At 34.9% G+C, this 17,960-nt stretch carries 17 protein-coding genes, 1 tRNA gene and 1 other RNA gene; 11 read left to right on the forward strand and 8 right to left on the reverse strand.

The window, feature by feature from the left end:
• Nucleotides 1–701 (reverse strand): hypothetical protein (locus ACGH47_RS09855; protein WP_411623335.1); only part of this gene is annotated, 701 nt, incomplete at its 3' end.
• A 1,114-nt stretch (nt 702–1,815) separates the two neighbouring features.
• A complete protein-coding gene (locus ACGH47_RS09860; RefSeq protein ID WP_411623336.1) occupies nt 1,816–2,568 on the reverse strand; it encodes a M48 family metallopeptidase in 753 nt (250 codons plus the stop codon).
• Between the two features lie 156 nt (nt 2,569–2,724).
• On the opposite strand from ACGH47_RS09860, the gene queA reads away from it, so the two are divergent.
• On the forward strand, nt 2,725–3,759 hold the full coding sequence (gene queA, locus ACGH47_RS09865; RefSeq protein WP_267350068.1) for a tRNA preQ1(34) S-adenosylmethionine ribosyltransferase-isomerase QueA: 1,035 nt from the start codon (nt 2,725–2,727) through the stop codon (nt 3,757–3,759).
• Nucleotides 3,760–3,833: 74 nt separating this feature from the next.
• On the opposite strand, the gene ACGH47_RS09870 is transcribed toward queA, so the two are convergent.
• Entirely contained in the window at nt 3,834–4,475 is a 642-nt protein-coding gene (locus tag ACGH47_RS09870) for a M48 family metalloprotease (protein ID WP_411623337.1), read from the reverse strand.
• A 180-nt stretch (nt 4,476–4,655) separates the two neighbouring features.
• Between ACGH47_RS09870 and tgt the strand changes: the two genes are divergently transcribed.
• From tgt to ACGH47_RS09885, 3 genes are all read left to right on the forward strand, one after another.
• Nucleotides 4,656–5,792: a tRNA guanosine(34) transglycosylase Tgt gene (gene tgt, locus ACGH47_RS09875; protein ID WP_220215899.1), complete on the forward strand. Its 1,137-nt coding sequence runs from the start codon at nt 4,656–4,658 to the stop codon at nt 5,790–5,792.
• A gap of 72 nt (nt 5,793–5,864) precedes the next feature.
• Nucleotides 5,865–5,941 (forward strand) — tRNA-Pro (locus tag ACGH47_RS09880).
• A 41-nt stretch (nt 5,942–5,982) separates the two neighbouring features.
• Nucleotides 5,983–6,107, forward strand: a non-coding RNA gene (locus tag ACGH47_RS09885) — RtT sRNA.
• Nucleotides 6,108–6,217: 110 nt separating this feature from the next.
• On the opposite strand, the gene ACGH47_RS09890 is transcribed toward ACGH47_RS09885, so the two are convergent.
• Nucleotides 6,218–7,249: a LacI family DNA-binding transcriptional regulator gene (locus ACGH47_RS09890; protein ID WP_411623338.1), complete on the reverse strand. Its 1,032-nt coding sequence runs from the start codon at nt 7,247–7,249 to the stop codon at nt 6,218–6,220.
• A gap of 320 nt (nt 7,250–7,569) precedes the next feature.
• Between ACGH47_RS09890 and ACGH47_RS09895 the strand changes: the two genes are divergently transcribed.
• The 4 genes from ACGH47_RS09895 (at nt 7,570) to rimL (ending at nt 10,368) form a co-directional block, all read left to right on the forward strand.
• Complete coding sequence (locus tag ACGH47_RS09895; RefSeq protein ID WP_065558380.1) at nt 7,570–8,013, forward strand: PTS sugar transporter subunit IIA; 444 nt, start codon at nt 7,570–7,572, stop codon at nt 8,011–8,013.
• A 32-nt stretch (nt 8,014–8,045) separates the two neighbouring features.
• Entirely contained in the window at nt 8,046–8,318 is a 273-nt protein-coding gene (locus ACGH47_RS09900) for a PTS sugar transporter subunit IIB (RefSeq protein WP_065558381.1), read from the forward strand.
• 21 nt (nt 8,319–8,339) lie between these two features.
• On the forward strand, nt 8,340–9,704 hold the full coding sequence (locus tag ACGH47_RS09905; protein ID WP_411623339.1) for a PTS ascorbate transporter subunit IIC: 1,365 nt from the start codon (nt 8,340–8,342) through the stop codon (nt 9,702–9,704).
• 112 nt (nt 9,705–9,816) lie between these two features.
• Nucleotides 9,817–10,368, forward strand: a complete 552-nt coding sequence (gene rimL, locus ACGH47_RS09910) for a 50S ribosomal protein L7/L12-serine acetyltransferase (protein ID WP_411623340.1) — start codon at nt 9,817–9,819, stop codon at nt 10,366–10,368.
• A 1-nt stretch (nt 10,369) separates the two neighbouring features.
• On the opposite strand, the gene ACGH47_RS09915 is transcribed toward rimL, so the two are convergent.
• Complete coding sequence (locus tag ACGH47_RS09915) at nt 10,370–11,857, reverse strand: APC family permease (RefSeq protein WP_411623341.1); 1,488 nt, start codon at nt 11,855–11,857, stop codon at nt 10,370–10,372.
• A gap of 203 nt (nt 11,858–12,060) precedes the next feature.
• Nucleotides 12,061–13,095 carry an alcohol dehydrogenase AdhP gene (gene adhP / locus ACGH47_RS09920; RefSeq protein ID WP_411590655.1) on the reverse strand — a complete coding sequence of 345 codons (1,035 nt, stop codon included), beginning with the start codon at nt 13,093–13,095 and terminating at the stop codon, nt 12,061–12,063.
• Nucleotides 13,096–13,591: 496 nt separating this feature from the next.
• Between adhP and ACGH47_RS09925 the strand changes: the two genes are divergently transcribed.
• Nucleotides 13,592–14,632 (forward strand): tagatose 1,6-diphosphate aldolase, encoded by a 1,041-nt coding sequence (locus ACGH47_RS09925; protein WP_267360879.1) that lies wholly within the window; start codon nt 13,592–13,594, stop codon nt 14,630–14,632.
• 133 nt (nt 14,633–14,765) lie between these two features.
• Here the strand turns inward: ACGH47_RS09925 and grxB are convergent, their stop codons facing one another.
• A complete protein-coding gene (grxB, locus tag ACGH47_RS09930; RefSeq protein ID WP_411623342.1) occupies nt 14,766–15,416 on the reverse strand; it encodes a glutaredoxin 2 in 651 nt (216 codons plus the stop codon).
• A gap of 2 nt (nt 15,417–15,418) precedes the next feature.
• A complete protein-coding gene (locus ACGH47_RS09935; RefSeq protein ID WP_267360883.1) occupies nt 15,419–16,039 on the reverse strand; it encodes a Pr6Pr family membrane protein in 621 nt (206 codons plus the stop codon).
• A gap of 235 nt (nt 16,040–16,274) precedes the next feature.
• On the opposite strand from ACGH47_RS09935, the gene xerD reads away from it, so the two are divergent.
• The gene (gene xerD, locus ACGH47_RS09940) at nt 16,275–17,174 is read left to right on the forward strand and encodes a site-specific tyrosine recombinase XerD (RefSeq protein WP_411623354.1); all 900 of its coding nucleotides are present in this window, start codon (nt 16,275–16,277) and stop codon (nt 17,172–17,174) included.
• A gap of 24 nt (nt 17,175–17,198) precedes the next feature.
• Complete coding sequence (gene dsbC / locus ACGH47_RS09945) at nt 17,199–17,894, forward strand: bifunctional protein-disulfide isomerase/oxidoreductase DsbC (protein WP_267350088.1); 696 nt, start codon at nt 17,199–17,201, stop codon at nt 17,892–17,894.
• The last annotated feature ends 66 nt before the right edge of the window (nt 17,895–17,960 follow it).

Consider the following 17,960-nt stretch of genomic DNA (forward strand, 5'->3'; position numbering starts at 1 on the left):
ACTAAGCGCTCACCATTGAGCATCACTGCTTTTTTATCTTCCAGTCCCGCCATTTGAATGACCACTTTACGGTCTTGTGCACTGGTGACGATGCCCTGATGGTTTATTCGGCTTTCACCAAAGCCCGGTATGGTGCTGTCTGATTTTAATTGGCCAAATAATAAATTCGACGTGGGGGTCATTTTGCGGTAGGCGGTGAATGGATTGTCGATTTGTGCACTGCCGTAACCTAAGGTTTTAAATGGCACTGCATAGACGGTATCTTTTTGGCCTGCATAACCGGTCGTGCTTAAAATCGCTTTATACTCGCTGTCAATTGATAACGGCTCACCATTATCCGTTTCCCCGCTCCATAATACGGCCTCATCCGGACTGATATCACTAAAACGGAACGTCTTTAAGGGATATTGGTTATCTAAGTCTGATTGACGGTAAACCGTAATCTGATATTCCGCTATTTTTGAGGGGTAGTTAGTATAGACATAAAATCCCATTGGTGAGGTAAACAGCCCTTGCGAGGTCAGCTTAAGCTTGGGATTATAGATACTTAAGTTAAGCTTTTCTTCTGCATTAAACTCATCCCGGATAATGTTCAATTTGGGCACGTTATCCGCACCGGCATAAACACCATTTGAGCCGAGTAAAAAAGCAGCACTTATCCCCAGACAAGGTAAATGCCGGGTCCAGTTATGTTTTTTCATCTACTTTATTTCCTTTCTTTTTAAGGTCAATTGCTTTATTTTTTTATAATTAAATTTATTTATTAGGTTTTATTGACTAAATTGTTATTCTGCTGACCAATCAAAACAATAATTTATAATCAATTGTTTTTTTAAAAGAAAAACACCTAATTAATGAAACAATAGTTCAACTTATTACTCAATTTTTGGGCTAGCAAAAATGATAAATTTTGAACATAAACTTCTTATCCCTTGATTCAAAACGATTTTTTGAGAAGCGGGCAATTTAACAAAACAAAAATTTTTTTACATTTTTTTTTCAAATATTTTCGCAATTATATATTGATCACAAAAAACGATCAATACATAACAACATGATCGCAAAAAACTATCATTACCGCATATAACTATTTTTATTAAGATTAATTACGTATAAAAACATGTACTCATTACTTTTAAAATTAAAAAAACAGATGCTAATTAATAACAATATCAATATTTAATTACATAATTTTGCTTATTGATCTTGATTAGACACTATTGGATATTTAACTTTGTAAATTAATCAGCAAAATTTTAAAAAAATCAAAAAAATTTGTTTTCAATTAATGCATTACTGATACAAATCCATTTAATAAATTAAGATAAAGAATTCAATTACAACCAAACTTTCGGATGAGTAAAAATTTTTAAATGTTGCACATTCATTTCATCTCTATTCGTTTTTAATGATCAGAAAAATTAACAAAACAAGCGTTTTTTACAGATAGTTTTCAAAAATTTTCACAATTATACATTGATCGTAAAAAAACGATCAATTTAAACAATTAAAATCAATAAAACCTATTAATTTAAGTATAACTATTTTTAATTTTGCTTAGTGAAGTATGAAAAGAAGCATTAAATTATTTTAACAATCTGATAAATAGATAGTTATTTACAATAATCCTGTAATGACATGACTAAATAGTAAAAATAAGTAGTTTGTAAATGCGAGATGATAGGTAAAGAAATGAAGTATATCTTCTGGATGTCTATTGATTAATATTATTAAATTCGTCTTGAAATTTCAATTTACATAAAAACAAAAAGCACCAACAAATTAGGTGCTTTTGATTCAATTATTGACTCGATATTATTTTTTCAATCTGGCAATCTTTTTACGGATATTAGCCGCACGATCTGATGAAGAAGGATGACTACTTAATAAGTCAGAATTACCACCACCAAGTTTTTCAAAACTCGTTGCAAGCCCTACTGGATTAATGTTTTTCTTTACTAAGAAGTCAAAAGAGTAGTTATCAGCATCTTTTTCTTGTTTTTGTGAAAATTGAGAGTTAACCACAGCGGTGGCTAAAGTGCCTAATTTAGATTTTGATAACGCAGTTACCGCCGCGTTTCCTGATGAAGCAGCAGCATCACGCGCTATCTCGGTAGCATAAGCAACTTGCATTGCTTTTTTAGTGTGCCCTAAAGCAACATGGCCTAATTCATGCCCTAAAACACCCTGAATTTCATTGTCATTCATGTTATCCATTAAACCACTATAAACACGGACACAACCGTTAGCCATTGCCCATGCATTGATATCTTTAGTTAGATATACTTTATATGTGATAGGTGTTCCATTTATGTTATAGCCAAGTGTTTTGGCAATTTTATTCAATCGTTTAGTATAAGCACTGTTGGCAGACGCAATTTTTGCTTTTGAATCCATTTGAGCACATGCATTAGCGCTGAGTGTTTTTATTTCATCGTCACTAAGTGTTGCTGCTTGAATGCCACGCATACCTAGATCAGTCATATTATCTATACTGTTACAACCGACTAATGACATTGCTGCAACCAAAGGAAGCGCAATGGATAATGTATTTTTGAGATTTTTCATTTTGTTTTCCTTATTTTAAATATAATTACTTTATTCCTAACCTTAGCTAGGCAGCGAAAATTTTAAACTAACTTTAATAATAAGCAATAAATAATTACTTGCTTACTGGTATTATGAGATTTAGACTAATGCCTATTTTTTTCAGACATAGCTATTATGAAACTATCCGATTTTAATTTTTTACTTCCCAAAGAACTTATTGCAAAGCACCCTTCTCAAACAAGAAGTGACTGTCGACTTTTATCTTTAAATGGTCATACAGGAAAGATTGAACACGGAATTTTCACCGATATTATTAATAAAATTAATCCCGGTGATTTACTTGTTTTTAATAATACTAAAGTTATTCCTGCCCGTTTATTTGGTAAAAAAGTTTCGGGAGGAAAAATTGAAATTTTAGTTGAACGAATTTTGAATAATAATCGTGCACTAGCCCATATAAAAGCATCAAAATCACCTAAAGAAGGTACCGAACTTTTATTAGGAGATGATGATTCAATTAAGGTGATTATGGTGGCAAGACATGATACTTTATTTGAACTTCAATTTCCTGATGATGTATTGACTATTTTAAATAAAATTGGTCATATTCCTTTACCTCCTTATATTGATCGCCCTGATGATGAACAAGACCGTGAAGTTTATCAAACTGTTTACAGTAAAGTGCCCGGTGCAGTTGCTGCACCTACTGCGGGGCTCCATTTTGATGAACCTCTATTAAAAAAATTGAAAGATAAAGGCGTTGAAATGGCTTTTGTTACTTTGCATGTTGGTGCAGGTACATTTCAGCCCGTAAGAGTTGAAAATATTGAATCGCATATAATGCATGCCGAGTATGCAGAAGTCCCCGAAACAGTTGTTGAGGCAGTGTTAGCTTGTAAAGCTCGTGGTAATAAAGTTATCGCCGTGGGCACAACATCGGTTAGAGCACTTGAAAGTGCCGCCCAAAAAACAGGCACTATTGCGCCTTTTTTTGCCGACACTCAGATTTTTATTTATCCCGGCTACCAGTTTAATGTGATCGATGCATTAATCACAAATTTTCATTTACCCGAATCGACTTTAATTATGTTAGTTTCAGCCTTTGCTGGTTATGAAAATACAATGAATGCTTATCAACAAGCCGTTAACGAAAAATATCGTTTTTTTAGCTATGGTGATGCGATGTTTATTACTGGTAAACAAATTTAATTGGTGAGTTTTTAAAATTTGCCAATCGAAGTAGTAACCATTTACCCATTGATTGGCAAACGAAGAAAACATTATTACTTAATATTCTTCAGTTTTTGTGAAATATGATTAATTCGTTTTGATATTGCAGGATGCGATGTTAGATCGACGTCATTATATACCGGCATTTTCATGAGCATGCTAATAAGTGCGGTAGGGTTTAATTTTTGTTTACGTAATATCTCAATCGCATAATTATCTGCATCAATTTCATTTTGCTGAGCGGTCTCCTTTTTTATCATCACAACAGTCTGATTCGCTTTATCATAAATTTCAATATAAGGGGCATGTTGGAATGCGTTTATCGCATGTTTTAGCGCAATGTGCCCTTGTTCATGAGCAATTACAGCCAATAACTCATCATCGGATAATTGTTTAATTAACCCACTGTTTAGGCGTATACAACCACTTGCTGATGACCAAGCATTAGGCGTTGTATTGAGATAAACTTTATAATTTAATTGAATATTATTAATCGTGTTAGGCAGATATTGAATAAGGCGATTAAGTCGTTGACTTATTGCATGATCATTAGCAAGAACAATAGATTGTTTATCTTCATCACGACAAATTTGTTCATTAAATTTTAGGATATCTTGCTCAGATAACGCGTCAATTTGTTGAGAAGAAAGAATAAATTGCGGTTTATTAAATTGGCTTTGACAACCTGTTATCATGAATAAAATTAAAAATGACAATGATAGAATAATGTATCTCAAAATTTTTAAAATCTCTCCAAATGTTGTCTATTGTAAGTGATCACGATAAACTAGGCGCCGAAATTTAGTAATACGACGACGTATTATATCAATAATTTGCGCCAAACTGTTTATTTGGTCGCACGAGGTTAACAAGACATGAAATTTGAATTAGACAATACAGACGGACTTGCTCGTCGAGGACGTATGAAATTCGATCGCCGTGGCGTCGAATACACTGTTGAAACCCCTGCATTCATGCCTGTTGGTACATATGGTACCGTAAAAGGGATGACACCTGAAGAAGTCGCCGCAACTGGAGCCCAAATCTTATTAGGTAATACCTTTCATCTATGGTTACGGCCAGGGCAAGAGATTATGCGTAAACATGGTGATTTACATGATTTTATGCAATGGCATGGCCCTATTTTAACCGATTCAGGCGGGTTTCAAGTTTTTAGTTTAGGTGATATTCGCAAAATTAAAGAAGAAGGCGTTTATTTTCGTAATCCAATTAATGGCGATTCGATCTTTTTATCGCCTGAAATTTCAATGGAAATTCAATACGATCTTGGTTCTGATATTGTGATGATTTTTGATGAATGTGCGCCTTTTCCTGCGGAGTGGGACTATGTCAAAAAATCGATGGAAATGTCATTACGTTGGGCAAAACGAAGCCGTCAACGTTTTGATGAACTTGGTAATAAAAATGCATTATTCGGTATAGTTCAAGGTGGTATACATCAAGAATTACGTGACATATCCATTAAAGGATTAACCGAAATAGGCTTTGACGGATATGCTGTGGGTGGATTAGCCGTTGGTGAACCGAAAGCGGATATGCATCGGATCTTAGAAGGCACTTGCCCTCAATTACCGGCTGATAAACCACGTTATCTAATGGGCGTTGGCAAACCTGAAGATTTAGTTGAAGGCGTACGTCGTGGTATCGACATGTTTGACTGTGTCATGCCAACCCGAAATGCTCGTAATGGACATCTTTTTGTAACTAACGGCGTCATTAAGATTCGTAATGCCAAATATAAAGATGACACAACACCACTTGATCCTGAGTGTGATTGTTATACCTGTAAAAATTACACAAAATCTTATCTTCATCATTTAGATAAATGTGGTGAAATTTTAGGTGCTCGACTCAACACTATTCACAATTTACGCTATTATCAACGTTTAATGGCAGAGATTCGAGAAGCGGTTGCTAACAAACGTTATGAAGAATTTGTTACCGAATTTTATCAACGTATTGGCAAAACACCTGCCCCTTTCACAAAATAAAAAATTATCATCATAATTTTTAGGGGTAACTCTTGACACATCGAGGTTAGCGCAGTATTATGCGCATCCTAACGGCGAGTAGCGCAGCTTGGTAGCGCAACTGGTTTGGGACCAGTGGGTCGGAGGTTCGAATCCTCTCTCGCCGACCAATTTTATATAAAGAAGCCTGCTCATTGAGTAGGCTTTTTTATTATTCGCTTCAGTTTAGAGGATGAGAACCGACAGAGGTTCGAGCCGAGCGTAGCGAGACAACGTTGCTTTAGCAACGACCCGAAGGGCGAACATGAAATGCGAGTCATCCTCTCTCGCCGACCAATTTCAAAAAAAAGCCTACTTTTCTAATCAGGCTTTTTTTGTTTCTGAATTTTGAGAATAAAATTTATCTCATTATTTTCTCTCTTTTATCTAACATGTAATACGATCAACTATAAACTCACTCGAGCTTGAATCACTGGCTCTAATTGGGATAATATAGGTTCACTCAAATCCGTTTTGTTATTTAATTTATGTAATATTAAAGTCGCCGTATATTCTCCAATCTGTTTGGAAGGTAATGCGACAGTCGTTAATGGTGGAAAGCTCACTTCACTAAATTCATTATTACCAAATCCACTTACTGCTAATTGATAAGGGACACGAATATGCCGACGTTGACATTCATAAAGCACACCACACGCTAATTCATCAGTCGTACATATTAAAGCGTCAAGTTCAGGCCAGTTGAGTAATATGTCGGAGAGCAAATCGGAACCCGTACTAAAGTTAGCAGGTTTAGCTGCATTAATTACTCTATGATTGGGTAAATGATAAGTTAACATTGCTTTATGCCAACCGTGCAAACGCTGTTGAAAAAAATGATTCTGTTGATTAGCACATAGTAAACCAATATGGTGATAACCCTTTTTAATCGCATACTCGGTAAGCGTATACATAGCTAAACAATCATCTATTTCGACGTTTAAATCTATTAAGTCCTCATATTGCTTGCCAATATTCATAATCGGTATTGTTTTGTAATTGATGATTTGTTGAATTAACGCTTCATCTTCGACATGAAAGAACAAAATTGCTTCAAGCTGATAACTACTTAACGTATTAACTAATTGCGATTCGCATTTGTAATAATGACACAATTCAATAATTAATGTCGTATAACCTTCTTTTGCTAAGTGGGTTTGCAAAGTATTAAGTAAAATTTGTGCTGAATGATCATATATTTTAGAAGTAATGACCGCGATAACTTTAATCGCCGATGCAGAAGCCAGTAAGCTTGCTGCGACATTGGGTTTATAACCCAATGTCGTAATCGCCAATTGAATTTTTTGACGGAGCTTATCCGAAACTTGCTCAGGTGTCCGTAAAGCTCTTGATACCGTCATAGCCCCGACACCAGCATGTTTCGCGACATCAAACAAAGTGATCTGCCCAGTACTCTTACGCTTTTTTATATCCTGCATGTTTTATCTCAATTAACGTTAACCCTTTTATTTATCTGGCTGTTTGCCCAAAGAATAATGAACTAAATTTTTTCATGACTAGCAATCAAGTGCAGATTGTTCAAGCTGTTTTTTAATCATGATTATCGATATAATATTAACACTCTAAAAAATATGAGTTATCCATTCATTAAAAATGTTATCTGTATCACAAAACAGAGAAATTTTATTTTAACTTTGATAGCGCTATCACATTTCTACTATTTTTTAATTTCTATTATTGTGCAGTATGTTAATTTTTTAAAAGATATTAACTTTATATCGGTTTTAATGGAGGAAAAATGTTAGGTAAATGGTTAACCAACCAAACAGTCAATATTATTGATTCGGTTAAAGACTGGAAAGAAGCGATACAACTTTGTGCAACACCATTATTAAAAAATAATGCTATTTCACAAAATTACGTGGATGCTATTTTTCAGTTACACGAATCAATAGGACCTTACTACGTTTTGGCACCCGGTATTGCTATGCCACATGCCAGACCTGAACAGGGTGTAAATCAATTAGGATTGTCAATGTTATTGGTCAAGCAAGGCGTTAAATTCAATTCAGAAGATAATGACCCTGTTTATTTAGTGACTTTATTAGCGGCCAATGATAGCACCAGTCACATTGAAATGTTAACGCAATTAGCAACACTCTTCGGTGAATCAAACGATATGCAGACCATTTTTAAAGCACAACATCGTGATGAAATCTTGGCTGTGATTGATCAATATTAAATTAAATAGAAATGAGTAAAAGGATAAACAATATGAAAATTATGGCAGTTTGTGGTTCAGGTCTTGGTAGTAGTTTTATGGTTGAAATGAATATCAAAAAAGTCCTAAAAAAATTAAATATTGATGCAGAAGTTACACATGCTGATTTAGCTTCAGCAACACCCGATCAAGCTGATCTGTTTGTCATGACAAAAGATTTAGCCACCAGTTCTGGGATTCCTGCCGATAAATTAGTGGTGTTAAACAATATTATTGATATCAACGATTTAGAACAAAAACTCGTTGAGCATTTTGCCAAGAACTGAGCAAATCGTTAAGGAGTTACTATGATTCAGGAAATAGTAAAATTTATTGTTGATATCCTAAAAGTACCTGCGGTGCTTGTTGGCTTAATCGCAATGGTAGGATTATTAGCTCAACGTAAATCATTTGCCGATACGGTAAAAGGAACCATTAAGACTATTTTAGGCTTTTTGGTATTAGGTGGTGGTGCAACAGTACTTATTAACGCAATTACACCATTAGGTATCATGTTTGAACAGGCGTTTAAACTTCAAGGAATCGTTCCTAATAATGAAGCTATTGTATCCATGGCATTAAATGAGTATGGCACAGCAACGGCATTAATTATGGCGTTTGGTATGATTGCCAATATTGTTGTTGCTCGATTTACGCGATTAAAATTCATCTTTTTAACTGGTCATCATACTTTTTATATGGCTTGTATGATTAGTATTATTTTAACTGTCTCAGGGTTTCAAGGTTGGCAATTAGTCTTCACCGGCGCACTGGTTTTAGGGTTAATTATGGCGTTTTTCCCTGCTTTAGCTCAACCACAAATGCGAAAAATTACCGGTAACGATGACGTCGCATTCGGTCACTTTGGTACGCTAGGTTATGTCTTAGCTGGTTGGCTTGGAAAGGCAGTTGGCAAAGGGTCTCGTTCTACCGAAGAGATGAACTTACCAAAAAACTTAAGCTTTTTACGTGACAGCTCAATTTCAATCTCGTTAACCATGATGATTATCTATCTAATTTTAGCCGTATTTGCCGGTTCAGATTATGTTGAAAACAATCTTAGTCATGGCGATAATTATTTAGTTTATGCCATTATTGAGGCGATCACTTTTGCAGCAGGTGTCTTTATCATATTGCAAGGTGTACGTCTAATTCTTGCCGAAATTGTCCCCGCATTTACAGGATTTTCAGAAAAATTAGTCCCTAACGCCAAACCTGCTTTAGATTGCCCTGTCGTATTTCCTTATGCACCCAATGCGGTATTGATTGGCTTTTTATTTAGCTTTTTGGGTGGATTAGTTGGATTATTTGTTTTAGGTCAACTTAACGCGGTACTCATTTTACCGGGTGTGGTTCCACATTTCTTCTGTGGTGCAACTGCAGGGGTATTTGGTAATGCAATGGGCGGACGCCGTGGGGCAATGCTTGGCGCATTTGCTAATGGTTTGTTAGTGACATTTTTACCTGTGGTATTATTGCCTGTATTAGGATCACTAGGTTTTGCCAATACCACGTTTTCTGATGTCGATTTTTGCGGTGTAGGTATTTTACTTGGTAATATGGCAAAATGGTTAAATAAAGATGTTATTATGATGATTATTGTTGCTATTTTTGCTTTATTAGTTGTGTATAACTATGTGGCTAAACCAAAAAGCGAGAGTCAGAGCAAATAATAAACATTTATTGTTTTGTATCCATTAAAATCCATCAAAATTGCCAGACTACACAGTCTGGCAATTTCATAAAAAAGGTCATTAAACTGTTATGTTTTTAAGAGAATAAAGAATGAATGATAACCAACAAGATAAAATTCATGTCACTGAACATATCTATCTTAGTCCTGCAACAACTGATTATGCCAAAGCGTTATACCACATTATTGATTCAAATCGTGTCTTCTTTAGTCAATTTATGGCATGGCCAAAATTTGTCAAATGCGAGTCAGATACAGCTAATTTTTTAGCAGATTGTTTTGTCAAACATCAGCGTGATCAAACTAAAACCTATGTAATTTTACATAATAACCTATCAGTCGGGTTACTTTCCTTTAATTATATCGATAAAAATAATAAAACTGCCTATCTCGGTTATTGGTTAGATAGCAAAGCACAAGGAAGAGGAGTGATGACGCAAGCTATCCAAGCACTCACACATTATTATGCTGCGAAGAAACGCATTAAACGCTTTGTCATTAAATGTTCCGTCACTAATTTAAAAAGTAACCAAGTCGCTAAGCGTTGTGGTTTTGATTATGAAGGAACACTCAAACAAGCCGAATATCTTAATGATGCGTTTTATGATCAAAATATCTATAGTTTAATTTCAAATTATATTTAAGCTACTTGTCATAAAATAACATCAAAACTTTAAAAGCAAGTCCTGAACTCACGATATAACCATATGCAATTAATCCGGCAATGATAATTAATGAAGCATATGCAATAGAGTATTGTGTTTTGTTATGATATTTTTTCATTTCACCAAGCGAAAGCTCTTTGTTTTGATTCTTTTTATGATAATAGTAGTATACTGGTAAGCCAATCAAGGTTAAAAAGATTGAAGCAATCCCATTTACAGTTTGATAAATCAACATACCATAAATAACATAAGCAGCCCCGCTTATAGCCACAATAGGAATAATAGGGTATCCAATAACTTTGTAAGGTCTAGGCACATCAGCATATTTTTTTCTGGCAATAATCACACCAATAAAAGTCAGTAGATAAAATACCCAAATCGCAAACATTGAAATTTCTGATAACCGATCAGCATCCAGCAATATCGAATACAAGAATGAAAAAATAACTAAGACAATAATAGCATTAACTGGGGAACGACTATCCTCATCAATAGTACTTAAAAAACGTGCCCCAATAATTGTACCTCGCTCAGCCATACTAAAAATAGTTCGTGATAAGGTCATGATATAACCATTAATGCCACCCAGAATTGAGACCATAATACCAACGGCAACCAAGTTTCCACCGAATTCCCCAAACATGCGTTGTGAAGCAATAGCTGAGGCATCATGTTTTAGTGATACCATTTCCTGTACCGGAAATATTTTAAATAGTGCAATGTTTATACAGGCATAGACAATAATTAAGAATAGGATTCCCAGAATGATTGCTTTAGGTAAAACTTTTGAAGGATTTCGGATTTCACCAGCTACCGAGGCGACTTGCGCCCAACCGTCATAAGCAAACAGTGTCGCAAGAATGGCAACAGCGAAAGGTGCATAGGTTTCAATGCCTTGTCCACTTGCACCAAGTAAGGCGACTTGTCCATTACCTTTCCAAAGACCAAAGATAGCTAATAAAAGGATCGGAATTAATTTACAAATCGTTGCAAAGGTTTGTAAATAGCCTGCCTCTTTAACCCCTATTGCATTAATCAAGGCAATAAAACCTAACACACCTGCACTAACCGCCATTCGATAAGCTTCATCAATATTAAATAATAAGCAAAAAACTGAGCTAAAATAGCCAACAAGTGCCCCTACTAATGATGGCGCAAAAAGAACAGTGATCATCCAACCATAAAGGTGAGATACTTTCGCACCATAAATTTTTTCTAAATAAACTAACATGCCACCAGTTTTAGGAAACATCACTCCTAATTCACACAATGTTAGTCCACCACAAATAGAAAAAATACCACCAATTATCCACGCTAGTAATGCATAATTATAATCACCAGCGACTTCTAACACTGCGGGTGGTTTCATAAAAGCCCCTGCTCCTAAAACCATTCCGACAACCAGTGATAATGCAGAAACTAGACCAAGATCTTTCCGCAATTTATTTTCTAAATTGTGATCTGACATAAACGTCCTCTTTGAGTAATAATCTATATTAAGGAAAATTTATTTATAATAGAAGTTTATGAATAAAATTCAAGAAAGAATACTGTTAACTATCTGAAAAGAATTAAATTCATAGAAAGAATGGGATTTTTATCCTTTAAATATAAAAAAGTCAGCATTAAGCTGACTTAAGCATATAAGTCGAAACCTTTTAGTTACTTTTTTTAGTTACTTCTTTTCATTTTCATATCAATGACCATACGCCCTTGAATTTTTCCTGCTTTCATCTCATCGATCATATCGTTGATATCTTCTAATGGTCTTTTTTCTACGATCGGGACAACTTTTCCTTCTGCACTAAATTGAAATGCTTCTGCAAGATCTTCTCGAGTCCCCACAAGCGAACCTAAAACCTGAATACCATCTAATACTGTTTTAGGAATACTTAAATCCATTGTTTCAGACGGTAAACCCAGTGCCACAACACGTCCTAAAGGGCGAACAGATTCAACAGCCTGATTAAAACCTGTCTTAGTTACTGATGTCACCACAGCACCATGCGCACCACCGCCCGTATGTTGTTTGATGTATGCCCCTACATCAGCTACTTTTTTAGGATTAACGACTAAATCTGCCCCCAATTTTTTACACAACTCTAATTGACTATCACTATTACTAATTGCCACCACTTTGTTATTAAAGACTTTTTTACCATACTCAACCGCCAAAGTTCCTAAGCCACCAATACCAAATACAGCAAGCCATTGCCCTGGTTTGGTATCCGCAACTTTAATGCCTTTATAAGTGGTAACACCGGCACATGTTACACTGGTTGCTTGAGCGGGATCTAATCCTTCCGGAACTTTAACGGCATAATCAGCCTTAACAATACAAAATTCTGCCATACCTCCGTCAACGGTATAACCCGAATTCAACGCACTACGACAGAATGTTTCATTACCCGATATACAATATTCACAAGTCCCACAACCTGCATGAAACCATGCAATACTCACCCTATCGCCAACTTTTAAACTTTTTACATCGGGCGCAACTTTAGTCACTATGCCGACACCTTCGTGACCAATTACTCTACCCGGCTTTTTACCAAAATCGCCCGAAGCAACATGAAGATCCGTATGGCAAAGACCGCAATATTCAACTTCAACTAAAGCTTCACCTGCCTCTAATGGACGGATAGGGATATCTTTAATGTCGACTTGACCATCGCACGCATTTCTTATAACAGCAGCTTTCATTTCTTTCTCCTGAATAATTAAAATTTAACTCATAATTGTATTTATTTTAGTCTTATTTTTATTAAAAAATATGCTTACCTTCAAAGTTTTAAAAAAATTTATATCCTATTTTATTTATTGATATTATATAAAAACCTATAAAGCTAATTAATTTCACTATTTAGGATTTGCATTTTTATTTCAATTTATATCGTGCCGATAGATGAAGCATGAGTAGTTTTCTCTTAGAACTACTGTTTAGTACAGTCTATAGAATACAAAAAATGAATGCGTATTAATGTTAAGTTAGCCAACAGGCATCAACCATATTGACAAATTTTAACGATTTTTCTAGAAAATAATATCAAACTATCACAATGTATCACTTTCCAGAAAGGCAACTAATGAACTGAAATTTAATCATTTTTAGCTTTAATCAAAACTAGCACTAAATGACTAATAAATCATCGAGTAATAAATCTACAATGAAAAATCTTTTTAAATGGAGAGTTGTAAAATGGCTACAAAACGTATTTCTCGTGGTAAATTTACCCGTATGCAACAATTATCAAACCAAGAAGGTATTATTGCTGCGTTAGCAATCGATCAGCGTGGTTCAATGGTTAAAATGATGGAAGCCGCCGTTGGTAAGGATCGTTATCATGTTGATATGGTGTATGAATTCAAAGAGCTTGTTTCTCAAGAATTAACAAAATATGTTAGTGCAATTTTGTTAGACGAAGAGTATGGCTTTAAAGGTATGGCGAAAAAAAATCAAAATGCGGGTTTAATCATTTCTTATGAAAAAACGGGTTATGATGCTAACACACCCGGTCGTTTACCTGACGTATTACCGGAAGATTCTTTACAACGGTTATTAAAAAAAGGAGCAGATGCAGCCAAGGTTTTAGTCTATTACAACCCTGATGATCCACAAGATATTTTAGATAAAAAGCATGCATTTTTAGAACGTATTGGCGATGAAGCAAGAGCGGCTGATATTCCCCTCTTTGTTGAACCTATCGTGTATGATAACACGGTGACAGATGATAAAAGTCCTGAATTTGCCAAAATCAAACCACAAAAAGTGATCAATACCATTAAAGAGTTCACGAAAAATCACTATTACATCGATGTTTTAAAAGTCGAAGTTCCTGTGCTTTTTAAACATGTTGAAGGCTTCAATGATAATAATGTTGTAGTGTATTCACAAAAACAAGCAGCGGATTATTTTAAACAAGCCAGCGATGCCGCCACGCGTCCTTTTATATATTTAAGTGCCGGTGTTCCGACCAAAACATTCCATCAAGAGTTAATTTTTGCGGGTGAAAACGGTGCTAAATATAGTGGTATTTTAGGTGGTCGTGCCACTTGGTTTGAAGGTGTTGCCGTTTATGCCAAAGAAGGGAAAGAAGGACTAAAACGCTGGTTAGATACCACCGGACGGGAAAACGTTGAAGAACTCAATAAGATTTTAAAACAATATGCTACGCCATGGTATGACATTTACGGCGGTAAAGACCAAATTGAAATCATTGATCTTAAATTAGGTAATTAATCGCTCAGTTTCAACATGCTAACTACGATTTATCATATTGTTAGCATGGGTTAATACTTATCGTATTCCTATTTTCTAATTGTTAACTCATTAACCTAGGTTAATGAGTTTTTTTGCTTCAAAATATTGGTAATTATACGGCTTTATCAAAAAACAGATTAACCTTACTCTGTTTTGACATCGATTCCAGATAAGCTTTAATTTTAGGCGGAAAGGTCAAACTCTTTACACAAGTTAAATTACGTAATACAGGAAATAATAAGATATCATCTAACGATAAACTACCATTACAAGCATGTGCTGAAACAATCAGGGGTGCTAGTTTATCTAGAATGTTTGATACGGACATGACTAATTCATCAGTTTGTTCAAGACATGCATCAAACGAACCTATTTTTTTGGTTTTATTGGCAACAAAATCATCAATAGCATGTTGAGTTGCAAATTCCGCTAAACCGAGTTTAATATAGCGAGGGCACTCTAATTTATAATCATATTGTTGTAATTGCTTAATTAATGATGATATTTCGGATGATTGTGATCCAACTAAAATTGGTTTGCCTCCATAATTACTGTCGATGTAATCCACAATATCTAAACTTTCTGGCATATAACTCCCATCATCTTTTTGCAAAATCGGAACCATTTTTTCGCCGATCATACTTTGCGGTGTTTCCGAATCATCACTAAGTAAAACGTGCTCTTCAACCGGTATATTTTTTAAACCAAAAATCATTCTTGCTCGTGCACAGAAAGGGCAATGTTCATAAATATATAGTTTCATTTTTATCTCCTTAAACGGTCAATACACCATAATAAGAAAGTCAATCCCAAAAATAATAATAGCACTTTACTGACATTATATAATGCTTTTATATAACCTATTTTTTCAATATTGATAAATGGATACGGATATTGATGTGTAAAATAACCTCGTACGAAAATATAAATAGCATACGCTATCATTGACAATATCGAACCAATAACAACTTTGGCGTTGATACGTCTAAATGGTCCCCAAATAAGCCAACTTAAAATACCTAATAAGGGAATAACAACATGTAAACTTTCATTTGTAAAACGCAATAAACTATTTGGCGGTTGATGAATACCGCGTAAAATTGAGTTATAAATTATTGCGGTAATAATCACACCGATTAAGCCATTTAATCGAATAACATTAAAGCTATAACGGTTACAGTTAGGTTTAAAGGTTAAAAACAGGCAACTTATTGCTAACATGAGATTGGAAAGAACAGTAAAAAAACTATAATAAAATATTATTCGACCTATCGGCGTACCGGGTTGCCATGGACGAAGCCGAGCATGCCAATAAACATGAGTTTCAATCCCAATTACGAATAACGCATAAACCGCGATAAAAAGGTAAATATTTCGCTTTAACATATAATTACATTGAGGAAATTTTAGAAATGATAAGTATATATCAAACAATGCAAGCCACATATTTTTTTCACTAACATCAATAACATTATATCAGTAAAAAGTTAAAATAATGTCTTTTATCATACAATATGATATTCATGATTCAACATGAGTTACACTGCAATTAATTGCTAATTTAGTATATAATATTTTCTATATTTAAAATGTAGAGATAATCTTGGTGTCAAAAGACCACATTCGTCCTCACAATAACAAACTCGTTGAAGAATTCCTCAACGCCATATGGTTAGAACGAAATTTAGCGGAAAATACTATAGAATCTTATAAACTTGATCTATTGGCACTCAATCAATTGCTACAGTTGAAAAATGTGAATTTTATTACTGCTCAGACCACTCATTTGCAAGATTTTTTAATGCAACGGGTTGCCGATGGTTATCAAGCAAGTAGCACCGCACGACTGATGAGTGCAACAAAACGTTTTTTTCAATTCTTATATCAAGAGAATTATCGCACCGATGATCCTTCAGCTGTCCTGTCTTCACCTAAATTACCAAAAAAATTGCCCAAAGATTTAACTGAATTACAAGTTGAGGCTTTGCTTGAATCCCCTAATACTCAAGACTCATTAGAGCTTCGAGACAAAGCCATGTTAGAAGTGCTTTATGCGACCGGTTTACGCGTAACAGAATTAGTAAGTTTAGAAATAAGTGATATTAGTTTACGACAAGGTGTGATTCGGGTAATAGGTAAGGGGAATAAAGAACGTTTAGTCCCACTGGGTGAAGAAGCCATTTATTGGTTAGAATACTATTTTAAATATGGACGCGATGATTTGCTTAAATCGGGGCCAGTCGATGTGCTTTTCCCAAGTAGACTTGGAAAAAAAATGACACGACAGACATTCTGGCATCGAATAAAATATTATGCCATACTAGCTGATATAAATATTGAAGCACTTTCTCCTCATGTGCTTCGGCATGCATTTGCTACCCACTTACTTAATCATGGGGCAGACTTGCGGGTTGTTCAAATGTTATTGGGGCATAGCAGCCTTTCAACTACGCAAATCTATACCCATGTAGCAACAGAAAGGTTAAAGCAATTACACAGCAAACATCATCCTCGAGCATAGGGTTTAAAAAATAAGGATAAGTAAATGAAAAAATTAGTTTTAGGTTTGGCGTTAATTTCAACCTCAGTTTTGGCAGGTAATAGTGACATTACCGATACCATGAGTAAGCTAGGTTATGAGAATAAAGATTTAAAAATTACCAACACGCCCGTAAAAGGTTTGAAAAGTGTAGTCACACCCGATGGAACCTTTTATGTCACGGACGATGGTAAATATTTAACTCAAGGCCCTATCTATAATGTTGAAGGTGACGAGCCGAAAAACATCGCTAATAGCACTAATTTGGCATTAATGAAAACTATCGAAAAAGATGCTATCATTTACAAAGCCAAAGATGAAAAATATGTGATTTCAGTATTCACTGACTATACTTGTCATTATTGTAAATTGTTGCACGAGAATATAGATCAATATTTAAATAATGGCATTTCAGTCCATTATTTCGCCTACCCTCGTGCAGGTGCTGATAGTGAAGTTGGTAAAAACATGCAATCTATCTGGAGCGTTGCTGATCGCAAAGCTGCTTTTGATAAAGCTTACAAAGGCGATCCTATTACACCAGCTACCAGCGACGTTCCTTATGTTACTCAGCAATTTAACGTAGGTCGACAACTAGGTATAAGCGGTACCCCGTCAATCGTTTTATCCGATGGGCAACTTATTCCAGGTTATGTACCAGCCGATAAATTAATTGAAATCTTAAAAAACACAGCTAAATAATTTTTAATTAAATACTAGCTAAAATTCAAATTTATAATTAATAAGTATGTTAGCGCAAATGCGCTA

It is taken from the genome of Gilliamella sp. CG16 (genome assembly GCF_046635785.1).
In the GTDB taxonomy this organism is placed as follows: Bacteria; Pseudomonadota; Gammaproteobacteria; order Enterobacterales; family Orbaceae; genus Gilliamella; species Gilliamella apicola_I.

What these genes read in the sequence shown, in the direction of transcription:
- adhP (WP_411590655.1), bottom strand. Translation starts at nt 13,095, where the DNA reads ATGAAAGCTGCTGTTATAAGAAATGCGTGCGATGGTCAAGTCGACATT.
- dsbC (WP_267350088.1), top strand. Translation starts at nt 17,199, where the DNA reads ATGAAAAAATTAGTTTTAGGTTTGGCGTTAATTTCAACCTCAGTTTTG.
- ACGH47_RS09935 (WP_267360883.1), bottom strand. Translation starts at nt 16,039, where the DNA reads ATGTTAAAGCGAAATATTTACCTTTTTATCGCGGTTTATGCGTTATTC.
- ACGH47_RS09870 (WP_411623337.1), bottom strand. Translation starts at nt 4,475, where the DNA reads ATGATAACAGGTTGTCAAAGCCAATTTAATAAACCGCAATTTATTCTT.
- ACGH47_RS09900 (WP_065558381.1), top strand. Translation starts at nt 8,046, where the DNA reads ATGAAAATTATGGCAGTTTGTGGTTCAGGTCTTGGTAGTAGTTTTATG.
- ACGH47_RS09890 (WP_411623338.1), bottom strand. Translation starts at nt 7,249, where the DNA reads ATGCAGGATATAAAAAAGCGTAAGAGTACTGGGCAGATCACTTTGTTT.
- rimL (WP_411623340.1), top strand. Translation starts at nt 9,817, where the DNA reads ATGAATGATAACCAACAAGATAAAATTCATGTCACTGAACATATCTAT.
- ACGH47_RS09895 (WP_065558380.1), top strand. Translation starts at nt 7,570, where the DNA reads ATGTTAGGTAAATGGTTAACCAACCAAACAGTCAATATTATTGATTCG.
- queA (WP_267350068.1), top strand. Translation starts at nt 2,725, where the DNA reads ATGAAACTATCCGATTTTAATTTTTTACTTCCCAAAGAACTTATTGCA.
- ACGH47_RS09905 (WP_411623339.1), top strand. Translation starts at nt 8,340, where the DNA reads ATGATTCAGGAAATAGTAAAATTTATTGTTGATATCCTAAAAGTACCT.
- ACGH47_RS09860 (WP_411623336.1), bottom strand. Translation starts at nt 2,568, where the DNA reads ATGAAAAATCTCAAAAATACATTATCCATTGCGCTTCCTTTGGTTGCA.
- tgt (WP_220215899.1), top strand. Translation starts at nt 4,656, where the DNA reads ATGAAATTTGAATTAGACAATACAGACGGACTTGCTCGTCGAGGACGT.
- ACGH47_RS09925 (WP_267360879.1), top strand. Translation starts at nt 13,592, where the DNA reads ATGGCTACAAAACGTATTTCTCGTGGTAAATTTACCCGTATGCAACAA.
- grxB (WP_411623342.1), bottom strand. Translation starts at nt 15,416, where the DNA reads ATGAAACTATATATTTATGAACATTGCCCTTTCTGTGCACGAGCAAGA.
- ACGH47_RS09915 (WP_411623341.1), bottom strand. Translation starts at nt 11,857, where the DNA reads ATGTCAGATCACAATTTAGAAAATAAATTGCGGAAAGATCTTGGTCTA.